The following is a 21364-nucleotide window of genomic DNA, read 5'->3' on the forward strand; positions in this document are numbered from 1 at the left end:
GATACCTGCCCTTCCTCGCGGTCAGCCCTTGGGCCGTGACGCCTTCTCGGCGATGCCCGAACGCCGGGTGCGGCCTTCGAGCTCCTTGAGCACGTCGCTCAGCGAAACCCCCGAGAGGCCGAGAACGACGAGCCAATGATATATAAGATCGGCACTTTCCGAAACGAGGGCCTGTTTGTCGCCCTTGACGGCGGCAATCACCGTCTCGACCGCTTCCTCGCCGAGTTTCTGCGCCGCCTTGTCGATGCCGCGCGCGAACAGTTTTGCCGTCCACGAGTCCGGGTCGCCGGAATGGGCGCGTTCCCTGATGGTTTCTTCAAGATCTGACAGCGAAAACTCAGCCATGGCGCCATCTATCTGCTTGTTTAGGCATGATCTTTTCCGAAAACCGGTTCCCACTTTTCGGGATCATGCTTTAGGGCCGATTATTCACAGAGTCCAGCCGCATCGGCAGCCCTGCGGCGGCCATATGCGCCTTGGCCTGCGCTATCGTGTAGGTACCGAAATGGAAGATGGACGCGGCCAGCACCGCGCCGGCATGGCCGTCGCGAATGCCTTCGACCATGTGGTCGAGCGTGCCGACGCCGCCGGAAGCGATGACCGGCGCGCGCACGGCGTCTGATATCGCGCGGGTCAGCGCGATGTCGTAGCCGGCCTTGGTGCCGTCGCGATCCATCGAGGTCAGCAGGATCTCGCCGGCGCCGCGATCGACCATTTTCCGCGCGAACTCGACCGCGTCGATGCCGGTCTTTTCGCGCCCGCCATGGGTGAAGATTTCCCAGCGGTCGGCCTCACCGGTGGCGGACACTTTCTTGGCGTCGATGGCGACGACGATGCACTGGTTGCCGAACTTGTCGGCGGCCTCGGCAACGAAATCCGGGTTCTTCACCGCCGCCGTGTTGATCGACACCTTGTCCGCGCCGGCCAAGAGCAGCTTCCTGATGTCGGCGACCTGGCGCACGCCGCCGCCGACGGTCAGCGGCATGAAGCATTGTTCGGCGGTGCGTGCGATGACGTCGAAGATGGTTTCGCGATTGTCCGACGAAGCAGTGATGTCGAGGAAGCAAAGCTCGTCGGCGCCGGCCGCGTCATAGGCCTTGGCCGCCTCGACCGGATCGCCGGCGTCGACGAGATCGACGAAGTTGACGCCCTTGACGACACGGCCGTTCTTGACGTCGAGACAGGGGATGACACGGGCTTTCAGCATCAGCGGCCCTCTATCGTGGCGATGAGATCGTTCAGCAATTGACCGACCAGCGGCGGCACATCGGCCTGCGCGTCGAAAGCCGGGTCGTAGGCGGAGACGGTGATGCCGACGACCGGCACCGCAATCGCCATGGCGCAAGTGGCGTCGCGCAACTGCTCCGGGCTCGGGCCGCCCGAAGTGATATAGCGGTTGGCCTGCAACTCGCGGGGATCATGCACGTCCATGTCGAGGTGCATGTGCACGCGTTTGGCGCCGGCGATCTTCAGTCTTTCGGTCGCCTGGGCCACTCCGGAGCATTCCGTCCGCACGATCGGCAGCGTCTCCAGCAGCCGCTTCTCGTCCGGATCGAGATCGCGCGCGTTGACGAGCACGCAACGCGACGGATCGATCGGCTTGAAGCCGGGAATGGCCGACGCCATCGGCCTCCAGCACAGGCCAAGCACCGTCGCCAGCGCCATGCCGTCGAGAAAGCCATATGCCGATGTCTCGGGCGTGTTGAGGTCGCCATGCTGGTCGGCCCAGAAGATCGCATCGGCGTCCTCGCCAGCGACCGCACCGGCTGATGTCAGGCAATTTCCCGCAAGGACGATGGGAAACCGACCGGCGTCACGGGCAAGGCGAACCTCGGTCGCAACCGCGTTGCAGACAGCAAAGCCGGTGGCGATCTCGCGCTCCTGGATGTCTCCGACCCTGCCGATGTCTTCCACCGTAACGTCATGGCCGGCCATGGTCAGCGCGTCGACGAGCCCGCCTGATATCAGCGCGTCCGGGCCCTGGCCCATGCCGCCATGGTAATGACCGCTGTCGTAGGAGGCCAGGATGATGGAGATTTTCACGTCCGCGTCTCCGCCCTGCCCTGGAGGATCGCCAGGGCCTCGGCCGGATCGATGCGGCCGTCATAGAGCGCGCGCCCGGAGATCGCCCCTTCGAGCTTTTGCGCATCGGGCATGGTCATGCGCACGATGTCGGCGATCGAGGCGAGGCCGCCCGACGCGATGACCGGGATCGATACGGCATCGGCGAGATCGATGGTGGCGTCCCAGTTGATGCCGGTCAAAACGCCGTCGCGATCGATATCGGTGTAGATGATGGCGGCGACTCCGGCGCCCTCGAATTTCCTCGCCAGTTCGACGACGCCGAGGCTCGACGCCTCGGCCCAGCCCTCGACGGCGACCTTGCCGCCCTTGGCGTCGATGCCGACGGCGACCTTGCCCGGAAACGCCTTGCAGGCCTGTCTGACCAGGTCCGGGTCACGCACTGCCACCGTGCCGAGGATGACACGGGCCAGCCCGCGATCGAGCCAGTCCTCGATCTGCGCCAGCGTGCGGATGCCGCCGCCGAGCTGCACAGGGTTCTTCGTCGCCTTGAGGATGGCGCCGACCGCCGCGCTGTTGACGCTCTGGCCCTGGAAAGCGCCGTTGAGGTCGACGACATGCAGCCATTCGAAGCCCTGTTGCTCGAAGGCCCGCGCCTGCGCTGCAGGATCATCGTTGTAGATGGTCGCGGTGGCCATGTCGCCGTGCTTCAGGCGCACGCACTGGCCGTCCTTGAGATCGATGGCGGGGAAAAGGATCATCCGTTCAGGCGCCTTCCACAATGGCGAAATGCGATGTCGAATAGAGACGTCGGAACTTCAGCGCCGCCTGGTATTCGGGCGAATGGAAGCAGGCGAGTGCGACCGCGTAGCTCTCGAACTCGATGATGACATGGCGATTGCCCGACGACCCTTCCGGGCTCGACGACTGACCGCCGCGGGTCAGGAATTTTGCGCCATATTTGTCGAAAGCCGCTTTGTTGGCGGCAATGTATAGCGGATAGTTTTCCGGATCGGTCACCTCGACCATCGCCATCCAGTAACCCTTCTTGCTCATCGGTTTCCCCTTTGCTTGAGCATGATCTCGGGACAAACGGGACCGTTTGTCCGAGAAAACCGGGGTCCACTTTTCGGGATCATGCTCTAGGGCCTCCAGCGCAGGAAATTGGTGATCAGGGCGAGGCCCAGCGCCTGGCTCTTTTCCGGGTGGAATTGCGTGCCGACGAGATTGTCGCGGGCGACGGCCGCCGTCACCGGGCCGCCATAATCGGCGACCGCCAGCACTTCGTCCGGCTTGCGCGCATCGAGGTGGTAGGAGTGCACGAAATAGGCGTGCAGCCCGTTGGTCCCCGTGGGAATGCCGGCAAACAGTGGATGCTGGCGTTTGAGTTCGATCGTGTTCCAGCCGATCTGCGGGATCTTCAGCGCCGGATCGGAAGGCATGATCTCCTTGACGTCGCCCGATATCCAGCCGAAGCCCTCGGTAATTGTCTTTTCAAGGCCGCGCTGCGACATCAGTTGCATGCCGACGCAGATGCCGAGGAAAGGCCGGCCCTTGACGATCGCGACATCCCCGACGGCTTCCCACATGCCTTCGACGGCCTGCAGGCCGGCCGCGCAATCGGCATAGGCGCCGACGCCGGGCAGGACGATGCGATCGGCCGTGCGCACCCGCTCGGCATCGGCCGTCAGGTCGATCTGCGCCGCGATGCCGGCTTCGCGCGCGGCGCGCTCGAAAGCCTTGGTGGCCGAGCGCAGATTGCCCGAGCCGTAGTCGATGATCGCAACCCGCATATCAGCTTCTTCCCGGAGTCATGTCAGTTTCTTCCCGGTATGTGGGTCAGCCCCAGCGCAATGCCCGGCTGCGCTGGCCGCGCGAAGGCAGCATCGGGGACCATGCGCGGCGCCGGCACAACCTCATCGGCAAGCGCTTCCGCCTCCAGCGCATAGCGTGTGTCGGCATCGTCGAGCCAACCGGCTTCGACCGCGCCCCACTCGTGCCAACCACGCCGGCGAAGTGCCGCGATGCGCAGGCCTTGCCCTTCCAGGCCGACATAGAGCGAAACCAGCAACGACAGCAGCGACCCAGCCAGACCAAGGCCGAGCTTCTGGCCCAGCATCGAAAGCAGGCCCATGACGACGAAGGCAAGTGCTGCTTCGATCCACAGCCGATGCCAGGCGAACCATAGCGGCGGCACCAGGAGGCCCAGCCAGGTGAAGCCATCGCGGACAAAGGCCGTCGCATCAGCCTTTTCGCTGCGGCCTGGCGGTTCCATCACGACGTAGGTGGCCATGGCCTTATCCCTTCAACGATCCCTTGGTGGAGGGAACCGCATCCGGCTGGCGCGGATCGCGTTCGAGAGCAGCGCGCAGCGCGCGCGCCACCGCCTTGAAGCAGGTCTCGGCGATGTGATGGTTGTTGGCGCCATAGTGGTTGGTGACATGCAGCGTAATGCCGGCATTCTGCGCCAGCGCCTGGAAGAACTCGCGCACCAGTTCGGTGTCGAAGGTGCCGATCTTCGGCGACGAGAACGAAACGTTCCAGACCAGGAAGGGACGGCCGGAGACGTCGATCGCCGCGCGCGTCAGCGTCTCGTCCATGGCAAGGTCGATCGAGGCATAGCGCATGATGCCGCGCCGCTCGCCGAGCGCCTTGGTCAAGGCCTGGCCGAGCGCAATGCCGGTGTCCTCGACCGTGTGGTGATCGTCGATATGCAGGTCGCCCTTGGCCCTGACCGTCATGTCGATCAGGGAATGGCGCGACAGCTGGTCCAGCATATGATCGAAGAAGCCGACCCCCGTGGCGATATCCGACTTGCCGGAACCGTCGACATGGACCGACACGGAGATGTCGGTTTCCTTGGTCTTACGGCTCGCTTCGGCGGAACGGGGCGGCATCACTCTATCCTTGTCCAGAGGTTCACATCGTGACCGGCTCAGAGGCTTCAAGCGCTCGCAGGCTTGAAAACGAAAGCCTTCTAGCAGCATGATCCGGCGATTGCCAGTTGCCTCCGGCATCGGTATCGGCCTTGCCAGAGAGCGATTTGCAATCACCGGCCCCATGCATACATATGGCCGATCAAAGTTACTCGTACCGCGCCAATCGCCTTACCGGGATGGCGCTGCTCGGAGCCCAAGAAATGTCCAATGAACTGACCATGCACGCCACGACCATCGTGACGGTGCGCAAGGGCAACAAGGTGGTGATCGCCGGCGACGGCCAGGTCAGCCTTGGCCAGACCATCATGAAGGGCAACGCCAAGAAGGTGCGCCGCATCGGCAAGGGCGGCAATGTGATTGCCGGTTTCGCCGGCGCCACCGCCGACGCCTTCACGCTTCTGGAGCGGCTCGAGGCCAAGCTCGAACAATATCCCGACCAGCTGACGCGCGCCTGCGTCGAGCTCGCCAAGGACTGGCGCACCGACCGCTATCTGCGCCGGCTGGAAGCAATGATGCTGGTGGCAGACAAGTCAGTCTCGCTGGCGCTGACCGGCACCGGCGACGTGCTCGAACCCGAATTCGGCGTCATGGCCATCGGTTCGGGCGGCAATTACGCGCTGGCCGCGGCCCGCGCGCTGATGGACAGCGACAAGGATGCCGAGGAGATCGCCCGCAAGGCGATGCAGATCGCATCCGACATCTGCGTCTACACCAACAACAATTTCGTCGTCGAAACGCTCGATGCCGCCTGAAGAGGTGGTGACCTATGATTTTCGGCCGGTGACGGAGAAAGACCTGCCGATGATCGCCGGCTGGCTTGCCCAGCCGCATGTTGCAGAGTGGTGGGACGATCCGGAGACGGAAATCGCCGGGATTAGCGATCATATCGACTCGATTTCCGTCGAGCCGCTGATCGTCGAGCTCGACGGCAAGCCGATCGCCTATCTGCAGAGCTACGACCCGCATCTGGAAGACGACCACCCCTACGCCGACCAGCCGTTCGGCACGCTCGGCATCGACGTGTCGATCGGCGTGCCGGAGCTGGTCGGGCGTGGCCATGGCTCGGCGATCGTGCGCCAATTTGTCGAACAGCTTTTCGAGGAAGGTGTTCCGCGCGTCATCATCGACCCGGATCCCGCCAATGTCAGGGCGATCCGCGCCTACGAAAAGGCCGGCTTTGTTGCCTTTGACACCAGAACATCGGAGTACGGGCCAGCCCTGATGATGGCGCGCGACGCGACGCAGGAGCCCAATTGATCAGCGCCGAAACCCTCGACAAGGCAGTCGCGAAAGGTTTGATCTCGCAGACCTTGCGCGATCAGTTGGAGGCCATGGAACGCGCTGTCGCTCTCGCCCCCGAGGCCAGGCGCGCCGATGATGAGAGTGACGAGGAAAACCTGCGGCTGGTCGGCGGCGGCAACGATCTGTTCGTCACCGTGGGAACCGTTCTGCTCAGCGCCGGCTTCTTCTTTGTCCTCACCACCTTGCTTCCAGGCCAGACATTCTGGATCGCCGGCATCCTTGCGGTTTTCGCCTGGGGGCTCGCCGAAATCGTCACGCGTCAGCACCGGATGAAGCTATCGTCGTCCGTGCTTGCCCTGATTTTCATGGCCGCCATTCTGGCCGCTCTGGCGCTGCAAGTGGAGGCCAGCTTCGGCATACGCAAGCCGGAAACCATCTGGCAGCTATTGGCGTTGCGCCAGACGGCGTCCCGGGCCGGATATCTGTTCCTGGGCGGAGGAATAATCGCGGCGGCGATCTATTTCCGGCGCTTTCGCGTCCCCATCATTGCCGGGACCATCGCCATCGCCTTCACACTGCTTGCCTTCCTGCAAACGGCGATAATCCTGTATGACAGCGTGACAACCGGCGCGATTGCGCCGCCGCGCCTCGAGGACGTTCCCGAATTGCTTCGCGCGGCCCTTTACATGCCGCTGATCTGCGGCCTGATCGTGTTCGCAACGGGTGTCGCTTTTGACATTTACGACAGGGATCGACGCAAGATCTGGTCCGATTGCGCTTTCTGGCTGCATGTCGTCTCGGCGCCGATGCTGGTGCATCCGCTCTTTATCATGGCAACCGGCCAAAACGTCGTATTCGGACATATCGCGCCGGATGCCAATGCAACCATCATGCTGACGATTCTGATCCTTGGCTTCCTCTATGTCGCGCTGGCCATAGACCGCCGTTCGCTTCTGGTTCCTACATTGGCTTACTTCGGCTCGCTGGGCATCTATTATCTGGTGAATTCCGCCTCCGATTCGACGGGCATCCCGCCTTTTGCCTTGATCCTGGTCGTTGTTGGCGCGCTGATTATTCTGTTCGGGGCCGGCTGGCAGCGTATCCGGCGGATTGTGGTCAACCCCACCTTGCCGGCGGCCGTGATCCGCCGGCTACCGCCGCTGAAGGCGTGACAGGGCTTTGTGATGGTCGAGACGGCGACGCGAAACGAGGGGGAATGAACCGATGACGACACCGGCCACGGAAAACAGCTATTCGGCCTACGAAGACAGCTGGCGGATGGGGCTTCTGCTGGTGCTTGCCCTGGTCATCTTCCAGGCCGGGGCGCTCTACGGCATGGGGCGGACGCCGATCTGCACCTGCGGCTACGTCAAGCTCTGGCATAGCGTGGTGAACAGTTCGGAGAATTCCCAGCACATTTCGGACTGGTACACGTTCTCGCACATCATCCACGGCTTCCTGTTCTATGCGCTGGCGCGGTTCCTGTTCCCGCGTTCGCCGATCGGCCTGAGGCTGGCGTTCGCCGTCTTCATCGAGGGCGGCTGGGAGCTGCTGGAAAACAGCCCGTTCATCATCGACCGCTACCGCGCCGGCACCATTTCGCTCGATTACTATGGCGACAGCATCATCAATTCGGTGTCGGACACACTGGCCATGGTGCTGGGATTTGTGATGGCGCGAAGGCTACCTATATGGGTGATCGTCAGCCTCGCCATCATCTTCGAACTCGGCACCGGCTACCTCATCCGGGACAATCTGACACTCAACGTGATCATGCTGCTGCATCCGTTCGAGGCCATCAAGCAGTGGCAAAGTGGAATTTAGTGATATGAGCACATTTTCGCCCCGCGAAATCGTTTCGGAACTCGACCGCTTCATCATCGGCCAGAAGGACGCCAAGCGCGCCGTGGCCATTGCCTTGCGCAACCGCTGGCGCCGCCAGCAGCTGGAAGGCCAGATGCGCGAAGAGGTGATGCCCAAGAACATCCTGATGATCGGGCCGACCGGCGTCGGCAAGACGGAAATCTCGCGCCGCCTGGCGCGGCTGGCCGGTGCGCCCTTCGTCAAGGTCGAGGCGACCAAGTTCACCGAAGTCGGCTATGTCGGCCGCGATGTCGAGCAGATCATCCGCGACCTGGTCGAGATCGCCATCGGCCTGGTGCGCGAGAAGATGCGTGAGGACGTCAAGGCGCGCGCCCACATCAACGCCGAGGAACGTGTGCTGGAAGCACTGGTCGGCAAGACGGCGAGCCCGGCCACCCGCGACAGTTTCCGCAAGAAGCTGCGCGACGGCGAGCTCGACGACAAGGAAATCGAGGTTGAGGTTGCCGACACCGGCAGCGGCGGCATGCCCGGATTTGAAATCCCCGGCATGCCGGGCGCCAATATCGGCGTGCTGAACATCAACGACATGCTGTCGAAGGCGATGGGCGGCAAGAAAACCAAGATGCGCAAGACGACGGTGAAGGAGTCCTACGACCTGCTGGTCAATGACGAGTCCGACAAGCTGCTCGATCAGGACGAGGTGGTGCGCCGGGCGCTCGATGCCGCGGAAAACGACGGCATCGTCTTCCTCGACGAGATCGACAAGATCGCGGCGAGATCGGACATTTCCGGCGGGCCCTCGCGCGAAGGCGTGCAGCGCGACCTGCTGCCGCTGGTCGAAGGCACCACGGTGGCGACCAAATACGGACCGTTGAAGACGGATCACATCCTGTTCATCGCCTCCGGCGCCTTCCACGTCTCGAAGCCGTCCGACCTGTTGCCGGAATTGCAGGGCCGCCTGCCGATCCGCGTCGAACTGCGGGCGCTGGAGAAGGACGATTTCGTGCGCATCCTGACCGAGACCGAGGCCAGCCTGATCAAGCAGTATATCGCGCTGATGAAGACCGAGGGCGTCGAGTTGACCTTCACCGAAGACGCCATCGATTCGCTCGCCGGCATCGCCGTCGATCTCAACGCCAGCGTCGAGAACATAGGCGCCAGGCGCCTGCAGACGGTGATGGAGCGGGTGCTGGACGAAATCTCCTACGATGCGCCCGACCGCAACGGAACGAGCGTCACTATCGACGCCGCCTATGTCGAAAAGCATGTCGGCGATCTGTCCAGGAATACCGACCTGTCGCGGTTCATCCTTTAAACGACGGCGCCGAAACGTTCCGGCGCCGGTCCAGGCAACATTTTCCGGCAAGCAAAATCATGTGTGGCCAGATGGTACCATCTGGCCACCTTTCGTCCTGCCGGGTGAAGGGGCGCTCTCGACTCGACCAAGAGCTTTACCTAGTTTGCGCGGCAATTCTCGATCTCTTGGTTGACGCAATTCCGGAAAACCGTTTCACACTTTTCCTGGAATTGCTTGGGCGGCGGGTGCATGAAAAAACTGATCCTGGTCATTCTCGGCTTGACGCTGGCGGCGACGCTGTTCGCCGCCGAGGCAGCGACATTGGTGCCGCCGGGAAATCGCAATGCCGTGCAGCCCGACATTCCCGGCGCCTCCAGCCGGCGTACGCAGGCCACCAACACCAGCTTCCAGGCGAAGTACCGCAAGGTCTATGCCCTGCTGCAGAACGACGCCGAATTGCGCGGCAAGATCAGGAAGGCGGCGGCCGCCTACGGCATCGATCCCCTGCACATCGTCGGCGCCATCGTCGGCGAGCACACCTACAACGTCGATGCTTATGACCGGCTGCAGACCTACTATGTCAAGGCGATCTCCTATCTCTCCAGCAAGCTGTCCTTCGCCTATGACGGCGAGGACATCACCGACTTCGTCCAGCGGCCGGAATTCAAGAAATGCGCGGGGATGTCCGACAGCTACGATCTGTGGGAATGCCGCGAACAGGTGTGGAACCGTTCGTTTCGCGGCAAGTCGGTCGGCGGGACCAGCTTTCCCGACGACCGCTTCGGCGCCACCTTCTTCCAGCCTTATTATGCCGGCCAGACCTTCGGCCTCGGCCAGCTCAATCCGCTGACCGCCCTGCAGATGAGCGATCTGGTGCACAAGGTTTCGGGCCTGCCCAAGCTCGACGTCGGCGATCCCAATTCGGTCTACAAGACCATCATGGATCCCGACCTGACGCTGCCCTACGTCGCCGCGACGATCAGGAAATCGATCGATGCCTATAAAGGCATTGCCGGCTTCGACATTTCGGGCAATCCGGGGCTGACCGCCACGCTCTACAATGTCGGCAATCCGGAGCAGCGCGCCTATGCCCTGAAGGCGGAGAACGACAGGCGCCGCGCCGCCGGTGAGCCCGAAAAGCTGCCGGAAGAGAATTATTATGGTTGGCTGGTGAACGACAAACTGCCGGAGCTGAAGGCGCTGTTTTAGGGCTGGGGTTCAGAGCCTTTACCTCCCCCTTGTAGGGCAGGTCGGACCGAAGGTTAGGGGCGGTGCCGCACTCCCATCCCGCAGCTGCGCAGCGACCCAAAAAAGGGGGAGCGTAGACTCAGGCCGCCAACAACGACTTCAGCTTCACGTCCTGCGAGCCCAGCGCTTCCGGCGCCGGCTTGGCCCGCTTGGCGATCAGCATTTCGGCCAGCCTGATGTCGCGGGCGACCGCGTTGCCGGGGCCGATGCCGCTCGCCGCGACCAGCCTGCCGTCTTCAGCCAGATGGAAGAGGATGAAGGCGCCGTTGCCGAGATCGCGGCGCACGGTGTTTTTGCCCTCGTCGGGGAGCCCGGCGATCTGCAGGGACAAACCATACTGATCCGACCAGAACCACGGCACCGCCGCATGCGCCTCGTCGGCGCCGAGCATGTTCCTGGCCGCCAGCGCGCCCTGTTCCTGGGCGTTGCGCCAGGCTTCCAGCCGCACCCGGCGGCCGCCATAGACGGCGAGCGGAAACGAGCAGCAATCGCCGGCGGCAAAGATGTCGGGATCGCTGCTGCGCAGCTCGGCATCGACTGCAATGCCATTGTCGATCGTCAGCCCCGCTTCGGCCGCAAGCCCGGTCACCGGCACGGCGCCGATGCCGATGATCGCGAGGTCGGCTGATATCTCCCGTCCGCCGGCAAGGGTGACGCGCACCTCGTTGCCATCGTCGGCGATGGACGCGATGCCGTCGCCGCACAGGATGTCGACGCCCTCGGCGACATGCGCCTCATGGATGATTTCCGCGATCTCCGCCGGCACGCCGCGCATCAGGATTCGAGGCTGCGCCTCGATGACGGTGACCGCGGCACCGAGCTTGCGGGCCGCGGCGGCGAGTTCGAGGCCGATAAAGCCGCCGCCGATGATGGCGATACGGTTGCCGGGGGTGAGATGCGCGCGAATGGCGAGCGCATCAGCGAAGGTTCTGAGATAGACGCAGCGCGGACCCAGGCCCGGCATCGGCAGCTTGCGCGGCGTCGAACCGGTTGCCAGCAGGAGCTTGTCGTAAGGCAGGACCGATCCGTCCGACAGGCGCACAGTATGCGCCGCGCGATCGATCGCGACGGCCTGGACGGAATGGACATGCCGGATCGATTTCTCGGCCAGAATTGCGTCGCTGGCGATCGCCTTGATCTCGGGCGCATCGCTGGCCATCGCCTCCTTGGACAGAGGCGGGCGCTCATAGGGCAGATGCGGCTCGTCGCCGACCAGCGTCACCGGCCCCTGATAATCGAGGTCGCGCAGCGCCAATGCCGCCCGCCCGCCGCATTCGCCGGCGCCGATGATGAGCATCCCCCCCGCCATACCGGTCATCCGATCTGGATCAGGACTTTGCCGGCATCGACCTTGACCGGATAGGTCTTGAGATTGATGCAGACCGGGGCGCCGCGGGCGTCACCCGTCTTGTAGTTGAAGCGCCCATTGTGCTTGGGGCATTCGATGATGTCATCCATCACCAGCCCGTCGGCCAGGTGCACCTTTTCATGCGTACAAAGGCCGTCGGTGGCGAAGAACTCGTCGTCGGGGCTGCGATAGATGGCGAAGGTGCGGCCGCCATGGTCGAAGCGCATCACATCCTCCTCGTCTATGTCGCCGGTGGCGCAGGCCTCGACCCAGTCGCTCATTCAAGTCCTCCCAAAAGCAAAAAAGTGCGCAGCGGTTTTCCGTCCGGAATTGCGTTAAATAAACAGTCTGGATCGAATGGAAGCACGATCATTCCGCCGCGGCGGCGATAGTGTCGTTGTGGAATTCCTCGCGATATGGCCGTGCGGTCGGCGGCAGCTCGCGCTTGAGGAAATAGTCCTCGTTGCGCAGCTGGCGCAGGAAGACCGGGATCATCTCGCGGTAGCCGGCCAGGATCGACGGTGTCGCTTCCGGCAGATCGTGCTTGATCAGTTCGTGCAGCCTCGGCAGCGCATGATAGGGCACCATCGGAAACATGTGATGCTCGACATGGTAGTTCATGTTCCAGTAGATGAAGCGGCTGATCGGGTTCATGTAGACGGTGCGGCTGTTCAGCCTGTGGTCGGTGACATTGTCGGCCAGGCCGCCATGCTGCAGCAGCCCTACCATGACATGGTGCCAGGCGCCGTAGAGCCTGGGCAGGCCGACCAGCATCAGCGGCAGGAACGAACCGGTGTAGAGCGCCAGCCCGACGGTGGCGGCATAGATCGCCGTCCAGATGCGGGCGACGCGGATCGCCTTGGGCTGTTCCTGTTCTGGAATGAAGGTCTTTTCGGCGGCGCTGACGGTGCCGGCGGCGTTGCGAAGCATATCGCTCATCGCATGCCAGGCGTCGAGCACGCCGACGAAGCCCAGCATGGCGCGAACCAGATCCGGCGGCCGCATGACCGAGATTTCCGGGTCGCGGCCGACGATGACGGTGTCGGTGTGGTGGCGCGTGTGGCTCCAGCGCCAGGTAACCGGATTGCGCATGATCATGAAGCAGGCGATCTGATAGACCGCATCGTTCATCCATTGCGTGCGGAAGGCGGTGCCGTGACCGCATTCGTGCCAGCGTGAATCCGTCGAGGAGCCGTAGAGCACGCCATAGACGAAGAAGAACGGCACGCACCACCATGTGCCCCAGAGCCAGGCGCCGCCGGCGCCGCTGACGATCAGGGCGGCGAACCAGATCGCCGTATCGCGGATCGCCGGCCCGTCGGAGCGCTGCATCAGCTCCTTCATCTGCTTGCGCGGTACGTCGGTGTGATACCACTCGGCCGCCGACAGGCCGGTCTCGACGGCGAGCTTGGCGTCGCGGCCGATCAGGCTGTAGTCACGCCGGGACGGCGCAGTGGACATGATTGCCTCCCTCGGCAAAGGCATCCGCCAGAGCGAATGCCATGAAATCCCTTGGCTTCAGGCGTCAAAGTAACGCCGACCGATGATAGACTCAACATCATAAAGATAGTTTCTATCATTTCCCATCAGAATGATGTACGGAGGGCTCGAGCAAACCCGACGAGGCAAGCATGGTGAAGCGGCCGACAATATCCGATCTGGCGCGCATCTCGGGCGTCAGTGTCGCCACCGTCGACCGCGTGCTGAACAACCGGCTGCCGGTGCGCGAAGAGACAGCGCGCCGCGTCTACGAGACCGCTACCGACATCGGCTACCACGCCGCCGGCCTTATCAAGCAGCGCATGCGCCAGGAGTTGCCGGAGTACCGCCTGGGCTTCCTGCTGCTGCGGGGCAACGATGCCTTCTACGGTGACTTCGCGCGGGAACTCGAACTGGCCATCTCGCAATCGCAGCGCTTCCGCGGCGTTGCGAGCATCGATTTCGCCAGCTCCCTGGCTCCCGACGAGATCGCCTTGCAGATGCGCAGGCTGGCGGCGAAATCGAGGGCCATCGCCGTTGTCGGTCCGGACCATCCGACCCTGACAGCCGTCGTGGAAACCTTGAAGGCGAGAGGGCAGCCGGTCTTTTCGGTGCTGTCCGATTTTGCCGCCGGCATCCGGGAGGGCTATATCGGCCTCGACAACCGCAAGGTCGGGCGCACCGCCGCATGGATGATCTCCAAGGCAGCCAAGCGGCCCGGCAAGGTCGCCCTCTTCGTCGGCAGCCACCGCTTCCACGGCCATGAGCTGCGCGAGATCGGCTTTCGCTCCTTCTTCCGCGAGCATGCGCCGGAGTTCAGCGTGCTTGAAACGCTGGTCAATCTGGAAGCCAACCAGGTGACCCATGACGCGATGATCGATCTTCTGGCGCGCTATCCGGATCTTGCCGGCTGCTACGTCGCCGGCGGTGGCATGGAAGGCGCGGTCTCGGCGCTGCGGGCAGCGAAGCCCGCGACTATGCCGGTGGTCGTCTGCAACGAGATCAACGCCGAGTCGCGCGCGGCACTCGCCGACAACATCCTCACCATGGTGATCTCGACCCCGCTCGCTGCTTTATGCCGTGAGCTCGTCGACCTGATGGCGCATGCCATCGAAACCGGCGCCGCCAACGCTCCGGGCCAGACCTTTCTGCCCTTCGACATCTATCTGCCGGAAAACATCTAGCCAGCCGCCGCGCGAGGTGCCGAGGCAAATGATAGAATCCATCAGAGCGATGCGTAAATCGGCCCGCAGGCCGCGGAATCGCCCTTGACGCCCCGATGTGAAATGGAATAAATATTTCATCATCTGTATATTTTGGTTCTTTCGTTCCGGAATATCTGTTTCAAACAGAGGGTTTGACGTTCCAGCCAACGGCAAGCGTCACCCGGAATAGAAATGACATCAGGGAGAGATTCCCCGGGGAGATCGGGGATTCCGGATAAATCGGTGAAACCGGACACCAATATGTGGAGGAGAAACACAATGAAGAAATTGATTTTAGGCGTCGCCTTCGCGGCGCTGATGAGTTCATCCGCTCTGGCCGCCAAGGTTGGCGTGTCGATGGCCAAGTTCGACGACAACTTCCTGACCGTGCTGCGGAACGGCATGATCGAGCAGGCCAAGGGTATGAGCGGCGTCGAGCTGCAGGTCGAGGACGCGCAGAACGACGTTGCCAAGCAGCTTGACCAGATCAAGAACTTCGCCGCTTCGGGCGTCGACGCCATCATCGTCAACCCGGTCGACACTTCGGCCACGCAGGCGATGTCGGATGCCGCCGCCGCAGCCAAGATCCCGCTGGTCTATGTCAACCGCGAGCCGGTCAATGTCGACACGCTGCCCGACAACCAGGCCTTCGTCGCCTCGAACGAAGCCGATTCCGGCACGCTCGAGACCAAGGAAGTCTGCCGCCTGTTCAAGGAAGCCGGCAAGAAGGAAGCCAATGTCTATGTGATCATGGGCGAGCTTTCCAACCAGGCCGCTGTGCAGCGCACCAAGGACATCGACGACGTGATCGCGACGCCGGATTGCAGCTTCATCAAGATCATCGACAAGCAGACGTCGAACTGGAACCGCGACGAGGCGCAGAACCTGATGACCAACTGGCTGTCGACCGGCAAGCCGTTCGACGGCGTCATCGCCAACAATGACGAAAGCGCCATCGGCGCCATCCAGGCGATGAAGGCCGGCAACATCGACATGAAGGCGGTTGTCGTCGGCGGCGTCGATGCCACCCAGGACGCGCTGGCGGCCATGCAGGCGGGCGACCTCGACGTAACCGTGTTCCAGGACGCCGCCGGCCAGGGCGCCGGCGCTCTCGATGCGGCGCTCAAGCTCTCCAAGGGCGAGAAGGTCGAGCACAAGGTCTACGTGCCCTTCCAGCTGGTGACGCCAGCCAACATCGACAAGTTCCTGAAGAAGAACTGAGCCGCCAGCGGTTCGATACGGAGCGGCGCTCTCGATCAAGACAGCGCCGCTCCCCTCTCTCCCTCAGCGCCGGCACGGCGCGAGGGCGACCGCGGCTGATGGAGGACAGAATACGTGGCACAGACATCTCATGGCGTCGGCGGCGTCGGTTATGATGCGAAGAAGCGCACATGGCCGGCCGAGTTCAATGTTTTCCTGGCCCTGGTCATTCTCGTCGTCATCTTCGAACTGATCGGCCGCATCTTTCTCGGCGACAGCTTCCTGTTCAACACACGCAGCGATGTCGGCGGCATCTTCAACGAAGCGCGCCTGCAGATCATCATCCTGCAGGTGTCGATCGTCGGCATCATCGCCATCGGCGTGACACAGGTCATCATCACCGGCGGCATCGACCTGTCCTCGGGCTCGATCGTCGGCGCGACCGCCATGATCGCCATGAGCTTCGCCCAGGTGGCGACGGTCAACGGCAACCCCAATCCCAAGGCGATGTTCCTGGCGCAGGGCTGGACCGACCTGCCTGTCATCGTGCCGCTGCTGGTGGCGATCGCCTGCGGCCTCTTCGCCGGCCTGGTCAATGGCGCGCTGATCGCCTACACGCGCATTCCGCCGTTCATCGCCACGCTCGGCATGATGGTGACCGCACGCGGCATCGCCAAATGGTGGTCCAAGGGCCAGCCGATCTCGTTTCCCACCGAGAGTTTCGCCAGCATCGGCAAAGGCCTGATGCCGGTCGTCATCTTCCTGTCGCTGGCCATCCTGTTCCAGCTGATCATGACCTATACGAGGTACGGCAAGCACTGTTACGCGATCGGCTCCAACGAGGACGCCGCGCGCATGTCCGGCATCAAGATCGCCAATCACAAGATCCTGGTCTACGTCATCGCCGGCATTCTCGCCGCGCTCGCCGCCGTGGTGCTGAGCTCCAAGAACCTGACCGCGCAGTCCGGCATGGGCGTGATGTACGAACTCGACGCCATCGCCATGGCGGTCATCGGCGGGGTCTCGCTGTCGGGCGGCCGCGGCTCGATCATCGGCACGGTAATCGGCTCGCTGATCTTCGGCGTCATCATCTCCGGCTTCACCTTCCTGCGCCTCGACGCCTACTACCAGGAGATGGTCAAGGGCGTGATCATCGTCGGTGCGGTGGTTCTCGACCAGTGGCGCCAACGCCTGCGGGCAATGAGGGCATGACCATGTCAGACATCGTCCTGAAGACCGAAAACCTGACCAAGCGCTATGGCGGCGTGCATGCGCTGGAAGGCGCGAACTTCGAGCTGCGCAAGGGCGAGCATGTCGCCATCATGGGCGACAACGGCGCCGGCAAATCGACCTTCGTGCGCCAGATCACCGGCGTCGAGCAGCGCACCAGCGGCCAGATCTGGTTCGACGGCAAGGAAGTGAATTTTGCCGGGCCGATCGAGGCCCGCACGGCGGGCATCGAGACCGTGTTCCAGAATCTGGCGCTGGCCGACGATCTCGACGTGCCGTCGAACCTGTTCCTCGGCCGCGAGAAGGTTTTGTTCAACCTCGGCCCGTTCTCGATCCTCGACCGCAAATACATGCGCAAGGCAACCGAGGCGGCATTGGTCCGCACGGCGGTGAAGATCCCCAATCTGTCCAACACCATCCGCCACATGTCAGGCGGTCAGCGCCAGTGCGTGGCGATCGCCCGGACCGCGACCTTCGCCTCCAAGCTGATCATCATGGACGAGCCTACCGCCGCCCTTGGCGTGCAGGAGACCGCCCAGGTCGAAAACATCGTGCGTACGCTGAAGGACAATGGCGAGCCGCTGATCCTGATCAGCCACAATATGCGCCAGGTGTTCGATCTCTGCGACCGTATCGTCGTGTTCCGGCGCGGCCGCATCGTCGCCAATCTGCGCAAGGAGAACACCGACGGAAACGATATCGTCTCCTACATCACCGGCGCCAAGACCGGGGAGGCGGAACTCGCGGCCTAAAACAGGATGGTCATCCTGTTTTCTGGCGCGCTCGAAAAATAGCCTTGCCACCTTTCCCCAAAAGCAAGGTGCGGACAACTCTCTCCAACCCATTCCCCAGAGGAAATACCCATGACCGTTCGCTTCGCTCTCCTCGGTGCCGGCCGCATCGGCAAGGTCCACGCCCGTGCCGTCGGCTCCAATCCGCAGGCCAAACTGGTTGCGGTTGCCGATGCGTTCGAGAAGGCGGCCACCGAACTGGCCAGCGCCTATGGCGCCGAGGTGCGCAGCATCGAGGACATCGAGAAAGCCGGAGATATCGACGCCGTCATCATCTGCACGCCGACCGACACCCATGCCGATCTGATCGAGCGCTTCGCCAAGGCCGGCAAGGCGATCTTCTGCGAGAAGCCGATCGACCTCGACGTCAAGCGCGTCGAGAAATGCCTGGCCGTGGTCGAGAAGACCAAGGCGACGCTGATGGTCGGCTTCAACAGGCGCTTCGATCCACACTTCGCCGCCGTGCGCAAGGCGATCGACGACGGCGCCATCGGCACCGTCGAGATGGTCACCATCACCTCGCGCGATCCCGGCGCGCCGCCGATCGACTACATCAAGCGTTCTGGCGGCATTTTTCGCGACATGACCATCCATGATTTCGACATGGCGCGCTTCCTGCTCGGCGAAGAGGTCGTGGCGGTCAGCGCCCATGCCTCGGTGCTGGTCGACAAGAAGATTGGTGATGCCGGCGATTTCGATAGCGTCAGTGTCATCCTCGAAACCGCTTCCGGCAAGCAGGCCGTCATCTCCAACTCGCGCCGCGCCACCTATGGCTACGACCAGCGCATCGAGGTGCACGGCTCGAAAGGCATGGTCGCGGCCGAGAACCAGCGCCCGGTGTCGATCGAACTGGCCAACGAGAAGGGCTATACCCGCCCGCCGCTGCACGACTTCTTCATGACCCGCTATCTCGACGCCTATGCCAATGAGATCGCTGCTTTCATCGCCGCAGCGACGTTAGGCAAGAAGGCCGCGCCGAGCGGCGCGGACGGACTGGTGGCGCTGAAACTGGCCGACGCAGCGCTGAAATCAGCGACGACCGGCAAGACCGTCCGTCTCGACAAGTAAGAGAACCCTTAGGAAAAACCACAGGAGCAGAGCGATGAGCGCATCAGCCGATCGCAATTCACAGACACGCGCCATCGTCACCGGCGGCGCGCAAGGCATTGGCTTTGCCGTCGCCGAGGCCTTGGCCGATGAGGGCTGCCGGGCACTGGCGCTCATCGGCCGCTCGCAGGAGAAGGGCGACAAGGCTGTCGCCCATTTCAAGAAAGCCGGCGTCGATGCCATTTTCATCAGCGCCGATGTGTCAAAAGTGGCGGACTGCAAGCGCGCGGTCGCCACCGCGATCTCGCATTTCGGCACCGTCAACGCGCTGGTCAACGCCGCCGCCACTTCGGCGCGCGGTTCGCTGGTCGAAACCTCCGAAGAGTTGTTCGATACGATTTTCGATACCAATGTGCGCGGCCCGTTCTTCCTGATGCAGGGCGTGGTGGCGCATCTCCTTGAGAAGAAGGCGCCCGGCTCGATCGTCAACGTGCTGTCGATGTCGGCGCATACCGGCCAGTCGTTCCTGACGCCCTATTCGACCAGCAAGGGCGCGCTGATGACGCTGACCAAGAACGTCGCCAATGCCTATCGCTACAACCGCATCCGCTGCAATGCGGTGCTGCCCGGCTGGATGGACACGGAAGGCGAGGACATCGTGCAGAAGAAGTGGCACGACGCGCCGGACGACTGGCTGGCGAAGGCCGAAGCGACGCAGCCGATGGGCCAGTTGGTCAAGCCGGACCAGCTTGCCCGTCTGATCAGCTACATGGTCAGCCCGCAGTCCGGTGTCATGACCGGGTCGCTGGTCGACTACGATCAAAGCATTGCGGGGGCGTCACCGGAGTAACGCCGGCGAGTCTCAAACGCCCATCACTTCGTCATCCACGGGCGGAGCAAGGAGCGTAGCGACGCAGCGCAGACCCGAGGATCCATGCCGCGACTTCTGAGCGTTGCTGCGGTGCGGAATTCTGCTCCGCTGCACCATTCGGCCAAAGTCACGGAATGGATCCCAGGGTCTCCGCGACGGAGCTTCGCTCCTGCTCCGCCCAGGGATGACGAAATTTGGGTGCTTCGGCCATCCCGAATTGTCTCCGCATCAGGGCACGTGACAAGTGCCTCCGCATCGACTATATGAGCCTCATGATCAACCTGACCGCCACATATTGGTACTTTAGGAGCTCGCTGGCGGCGGGAGGATTGCGCTCGATCTGAAGATTGCAGCAACAAGATCCGAACAGCCGCCATACCTGGCGGCTTTTTTGTTTTCAGCCGGCAGGTTTCCTCTAAATCAAAGAGGAGCATGATGTCGTCCGAAAACCGCTTCACACTTTTCGGCATCATGCTCTCGACAGGAGCAGAAAGCCGTGTTGACCACCACAGACGACCTCCGGGTCAAGGAAATCCGAGAACTGAGCACACCGGACGAGGTGATGCGGGAGATACCGCGCACTTTGACGGCGACGCGCACCGTCAGCGCATCGCGCAACGCAACCCATGCCATCTTGAACGGGACCGACGACCGGCTGCTCGTCATCGTCGGCCCGTGTTCGATCCACGATCCGGTCGCGGCCGTCGACTACGCCAGCCGTCTGGCGGCGCTGCGCGAGAGCCTGTCGGACCGGCTGGAGATCGTGATGCGGGTCTATTTCGAAAAGCCGCGCACGACGGTCGGCTGGAAAGGCCTCATCAACGATCCCGACCTCGACGGCAGCTTCAACATCGACAAGGGGCTACGGATGGCACGCAATGTGCTGTCGGCCGTCAACAATCTCGGCCTGCCGGCGGCGACCGAATTCCTCGACATGACCACCCCGCAATACATTGCCGACCTCGTCGCCTGGGGCGCGATCGGCGCGCGCACGACCGAGAGCCAGATCCACCGCGAACTGGCCTCGGGCCTCTCCTGCCCGGTCGGCTTCAAGAACGGCACCGACGGCAATCTGCGCATAGCCGCCGAGGCGGTGAAATCCGCCGCGCAGCCGCATCATTTCATGGCGGTGACCAAGGGCGGGCGCAGCGGCATCGCCACGACCACGGGCAATGAGGACTGCCACGTTATCCTGCGCGGCGGCGTTCAGCCGAACTATGACACGGCGAGCGTCGAAGCCGCCGCTGTGGAACTCGCCCGCATCGGCGTTGCGCCCCGTCTGATGATCGATGTCAGCCACGCCAACTCGGCCAAGAAGCCCGAGAACCAGCCCAAGGTGGCGGCAGATGTCGCCGGCCAGGTCGCGGCAGGCGACGAGCGCATCATCGGCCTGATGATCGAGAGCAATCTCGTCGCCGGCCGGCAGGACGTGGTGCCGGGCAAGCCGCTGGTCTATGGCCAGAGCATCACCGATGGCTGCATCGACTGGGCGACCACCGAGACCGTGCTGCACGGCCTTGCCGGCGCCGTCGAGTGGCGCCGCTCGGCACGCCGCGCCATGATCGACAACCGGCAGGGAGCTGCCTGACAGGGCATAGGGAAGTGGGCGGCGGTGACCGGG

At 63.1% G+C, this 21364-nt stretch carries 24 protein-coding genes; 13 read left to right on the top strand and 11 right to left on the bottom strand.

Annotated elements, in window-relative coordinates; genetic code table 11:
• Positions 1-21 precede the first annotated feature (21 nt).
• The 8 genes from RPF88_RS20910 to hisB form a co-directional block, all read right to left on the bottom strand.
• Positions 22-345, bottom strand: coding sequence for a phosphoribosyl-ATP diphosphatase (locus RPF88_RS20910; protein WP_063170995.1), 324 nt, complete (start codon positions 343-345; stop codon positions 22-24).
• A gap of 70 nt (positions 346-415) precedes the next feature.
• A complete protein-coding gene (hisF, locus tag RPF88_RS20915; RefSeq protein ID WP_024501998.1) occupies positions 416-1210 on the bottom strand; it encodes an imidazole glycerol phosphate synthase subunit HisF in 795 nt (264 codons plus the stop codon).
• The gene (locus tag RPF88_RS20920) at positions 1207-2043 is read right to left on the bottom strand and encodes an arginase family protein (protein ID WP_337123128.1); all 837 of its coding nucleotides are present in this window, start codon (positions 2041-2043) and stop codon (positions 1207-1209) included. Before RPF88_RS20920 ends, hisF begins: the two co-directional genes overlap by 4 nt.
• A complete protein-coding gene (hisA, locus tag RPF88_RS20925; RefSeq protein WP_013528346.1) occupies positions 2040-2783 on the bottom strand; it encodes a 1-(5-phosphoribosyl)-5-[(5-phosphoribosylamino)methylideneamino]imidazole-4-carboxamide isomerase in 744 nt (247 codons plus the stop codon). The genes RPF88_RS20920 and hisA overlap by 4 nt, the downstream gene beginning before the upstream one ends.
• 4 nt (positions 2784-2787) lie before the next feature.
• Entirely contained in the window at positions 2788-3078 is a 291-nt protein-coding gene (locus RPF88_RS20930) for a DUF1330 domain-containing protein (protein WP_013528347.1), read from the bottom strand.
• Between the two features lie 86 nt (positions 3079-3164).
• Positions 3165-3815: an imidazole glycerol phosphate synthase subunit HisH gene (gene hisH / locus RPF88_RS20935; protein WP_275953224.1), complete on the bottom strand. Its 651-nt coding sequence runs from the start codon at positions 3813-3815 to the stop codon at positions 3165-3167.
• 23 nt (positions 3816-3838) lie between these two features.
• Positions 3839-4315, bottom strand: a complete 477-nt coding sequence (locus RPF88_RS20940) for a DUF2628 domain-containing protein (protein WP_337123129.1) — start codon at positions 4313-4315, stop codon at positions 3839-3841.
• A gap of 4 nt (positions 4316-4319) precedes the next feature.
• Positions 4320-4919 carry an imidazoleglycerol-phosphate dehydratase HisB gene (gene hisB / locus RPF88_RS20945; RefSeq protein ID WP_063169777.1) on the bottom strand — a complete coding sequence of 200 codons (600 nt, stop codon included), beginning with the start codon at positions 4917-4919 and terminating at the stop codon, positions 4320-4322.
• Positions 4920-5161: 242 nt separating this feature from the next.
• On the opposite strand from hisB, the gene hslV reads away from it, so the two are divergent.
• The 6 genes from hslV to RPF88_RS20975 all read left to right on the top strand — a co-directional run bounded on the left by hslV (position 5162) and on the right by RPF88_RS20975 (position 10533).
• Complete coding sequence (gene hslV / locus RPF88_RS20950; protein WP_013528351.1) at positions 5162-5713, top strand: ATP-dependent protease subunit HslV; 552 nt, start codon at positions 5162-5164, stop codon at positions 5711-5713.
• Positions 5703-6218, top strand: coding sequence for a GNAT family N-acetyltransferase (locus RPF88_RS20955; RefSeq protein WP_024502003.1), 516 nt, complete (start codon positions 5703-5705; stop codon positions 6216-6218). Before hslV ends, RPF88_RS20955 begins: the two co-directional genes overlap by 11 nt.
• Complete coding sequence (locus tag RPF88_RS20960; protein WP_337123130.1) at positions 6215-7375, top strand: hypothetical protein; 1161 nt, start codon at positions 6215-6217, stop codon at positions 7373-7375. Before RPF88_RS20955 ends, RPF88_RS20960 begins: the two co-directional genes overlap by 4 nt.
• A 52-nt stretch (positions 7376-7427) precedes the next feature.
• Positions 7428-8027 carry a DUF2585 domain-containing protein gene (locus tag RPF88_RS20965; protein ID WP_442921282.1) on the top strand — a complete coding sequence of 200 codons (600 nt, stop codon included), beginning with the start codon at positions 7428-7430 and terminating at the stop codon, positions 8025-8027.
• A gap of 4 nt (positions 8028-8031) precedes the next feature.
• Positions 8032-9342 (top strand): ATP-dependent protease ATPase subunit HslU, encoded by a 1311-nt coding sequence (gene hslU / locus RPF88_RS20970; RefSeq protein ID WP_127384671.1) that lies wholly within the window; start codon positions 8032-8034, stop codon positions 9340-9342.
• A gap of 231 nt (positions 9343-9573) precedes the next feature.
• Entirely contained in the window at positions 9574-10533 is a 960-nt protein-coding gene (locus RPF88_RS20975; protein WP_337123131.1) for a DUF1402 family protein, read from the top strand.
• Between the two features lie 118 nt (positions 10534-10651).
• Here the strand turns inward: RPF88_RS20975 and RPF88_RS20980 are convergent, their stop codons facing one another.
• The 3 genes from RPF88_RS20980 to RPF88_RS20990 form a co-directional block, all read right to left on the bottom strand.
• A complete protein-coding gene (locus RPF88_RS20980) occupies positions 10652-11890 on the bottom strand; it encodes an NAD(P)/FAD-dependent oxidoreductase (protein WP_337123132.1) in 1239 nt (412 codons plus the stop codon).
• Positions 11887-12201 carry a MocE family 2Fe-2S type ferredoxin gene (locus tag RPF88_RS20985; protein ID WP_013528358.1) on the bottom strand — a complete coding sequence of 105 codons (315 nt, stop codon included), beginning with the start codon at positions 12199-12201 and terminating at the stop codon, positions 11887-11889. Before RPF88_RS20985 ends, RPF88_RS20980 begins: the two co-directional genes overlap by 4 nt.
• An 88-nt stretch (positions 12202-12289) precedes the next feature.
• On the bottom strand, positions 12290-13381 hold the full coding sequence (locus RPF88_RS20990; protein ID WP_337123133.1) for a fatty acid desaturase family protein: 1092 nt from the start codon (positions 13379-13381) through the stop codon (positions 12290-12292).
• Between the two features lie 170 nt (positions 13382-13551).
• Between RPF88_RS20990 and RPF88_RS20995 the strand changes: the two genes are divergently transcribed.
• The 7 genes from RPF88_RS20995 (at position 13552) to RPF88_RS21025 (ending at position 21331) form a co-directional block, all read left to right on the top strand.
• Positions 13552-14583: a LacI family DNA-binding transcriptional regulator gene (locus tag RPF88_RS20995; RefSeq protein WP_013528360.1), complete on the top strand. Its 1032-nt coding sequence runs from the start codon at positions 13552-13554 to the stop codon at positions 14581-14583.
• 300 nt (positions 14584-14883) lie between these two features.
• Positions 14884-15825 (top strand): sugar ABC transporter substrate-binding protein, encoded by a 942-nt coding sequence (locus RPF88_RS21000; RefSeq protein ID WP_024502009.1) that lies wholly within the window; start codon positions 14884-14886, stop codon positions 15823-15825.
• A 114-nt stretch (positions 15826-15939) separates the two neighbouring features.
• On the top strand, positions 15940-17016 hold the full coding sequence (locus RPF88_RS21005) for an ABC transporter permease (RefSeq protein ID WP_013528362.1): 1077 nt from the start codon (positions 15940-15942) through the stop codon (positions 17014-17016).
• A 2-nt stretch (positions 17017-17018) separates the two neighbouring features.
• Positions 17019-17786 (top strand): ATP-binding cassette domain-containing protein, encoded by a 768-nt coding sequence (locus RPF88_RS21010; RefSeq protein WP_023810655.1) that lies wholly within the window; start codon positions 17019-17021, stop codon positions 17784-17786.
• 111 nt (positions 17787-17897) lie between these two features.
• The gene (iolG, locus tag RPF88_RS21015) at positions 17898-18893 is read left to right on the top strand and encodes an inositol 2-dehydrogenase (protein ID WP_013528364.1); all 996 of its coding nucleotides are present in this window, start codon (positions 17898-17900) and stop codon (positions 18891-18893) included.
• A 34-nt stretch (positions 18894-18927) separates the two neighbouring features.
• Complete coding sequence (locus RPF88_RS21020) at positions 18928-19722, top strand: SDR family oxidoreductase (RefSeq protein ID WP_013528365.1); 795 nt, start codon at positions 18928-18930, stop codon at positions 19720-19722.
• Between the two features lie 517 nt (positions 19723-20239).
• The gene (locus RPF88_RS21025; RefSeq protein ID WP_013528366.1) at positions 20240-21331 is read left to right on the top strand and encodes a 3-deoxy-7-phosphoheptulonate synthase; all 1092 of its coding nucleotides are present in this window, start codon (positions 20240-20242) and stop codon (positions 21329-21331) included.
• Positions 21332-21364 lie beyond the last annotated feature (33 nt).

Source organism: Mesorhizobium sp. ISC11 (assembly GCF_037162595.1).
GTDB lineage: Bacteria > Pseudomonadota > Alphaproteobacteria > Rhizobiales > Rhizobiaceae > Mesorhizobium > Mesorhizobium ciceri.

Bases quoted from the DNA above. Each gene is read 5' to 3' on its own strand.
- RPF88_RS20910 (WP_063170995.1), bottom strand. From the start codon at position 345: ATGGCTGAGTTTTCGCTGTCAGATCTTGAAGAAACCATCAGGGAACGC.
- hisA (WP_013528346.1), bottom strand. From the start codon at position 2,783: ATGATCCTTTTCCCCGCCATCGATCTCAAGGACGGCCAGTGCGTGCGC.
- RPF88_RS20930 (WP_013528347.1), bottom strand. From the start codon at position 3,078: ATGAGCAAGAAGGGTTACTGGATGGCGATGGTCGAGGTGACCGATCCG.
- hisH (WP_275953224.1), bottom strand. From the start codon at position 3,815: ATGCGGGTTGCGATCATCGACTACGGCTCGGGCAATCTGCGCTCGGCC.
- RPF88_RS20940 (WP_337123129.1), bottom strand. From the start codon at position 4,315: ATGGCCACCTACGTCGTGATGGAACCGCCAGGCCGCAGCGAAAAGGCT.
- hisB (WP_063169777.1), bottom strand. From the start codon at position 4,919: ATGCCGCCCCGTTCCGCCGAAGCGAGCCGTAAGACCAAGGAAACCGAC.
- hslV (WP_013528351.1), top strand. From the start codon at position 5,162: ATGTCCAATGAACTGACCATGCACGCCACGACCATCGTGACGGTGCGC.
- RPF88_RS20955 (WP_024502003.1), top strand. From the start codon at position 5,703: ATGCCGCCTGAAGAGGTGGTGACCTATGATTTTCGGCCGGTGACGGAG.
- RPF88_RS20965 (WP_442921282.1), top strand. From the start codon at position 7,428: ATGACGACACCGGCCACGGAAAACAGCTATTCGGCCTACGAAGACAGC.
- hslU (WP_127384671.1), top strand. From the start codon at position 8,032: ATGAGCACATTTTCGCCCCGCGAAATCGTTTCGGAACTCGACCGCTTC.
- RPF88_RS20975 (WP_337123131.1), top strand. From the start codon at position 9,574: ATGAAAAAACTGATCCTGGTCATTCTCGGCTTGACGCTGGCGGCGACG.
- RPF88_RS20980 (WP_337123132.1), bottom strand. From the start codon at position 11,890: ATGACCGGTATGGCGGGGGGGATGCTCATCATCGGCGCCGGCGAATGC.
- RPF88_RS20985 (WP_013528358.1), bottom strand. From the start codon at position 12,201: ATGAGCGACTGGGTCGAGGCCTGCGCCACCGGCGACATAGACGAGGAG.
- RPF88_RS20990 (WP_337123133.1), bottom strand. From the start codon at position 13,381: ATGTCCACTGCGCCGTCCCGGCGTGACTACAGCCTGATCGGCCGCGAC.
- RPF88_RS20995 (WP_013528360.1), top strand. From the start codon at position 13,552: ATGGTGAAGCGGCCGACAATATCCGATCTGGCGCGCATCTCGGGCGTC.
- RPF88_RS21000 (WP_024502009.1), top strand. From the start codon at position 14,884: ATGAAGAAATTGATTTTAGGCGTCGCCTTCGCGGCGCTGATGAGTTCA.
- RPF88_RS21010 (WP_023810655.1), top strand. From the start codon at position 17,019: ATGTCAGACATCGTCCTGAAGACCGAAAACCTGACCAAGCGCTATGGC.
- iolG (WP_013528364.1), top strand. From the start codon at position 17,898: ATGACCGTTCGCTTCGCTCTCCTCGGTGCCGGCCGCATCGGCAAGGTC.
- RPF88_RS21020 (WP_013528365.1), top strand. From the start codon at position 18,928: ATGAGCGCATCAGCCGATCGCAATTCACAGACACGCGCCATCGTCACC.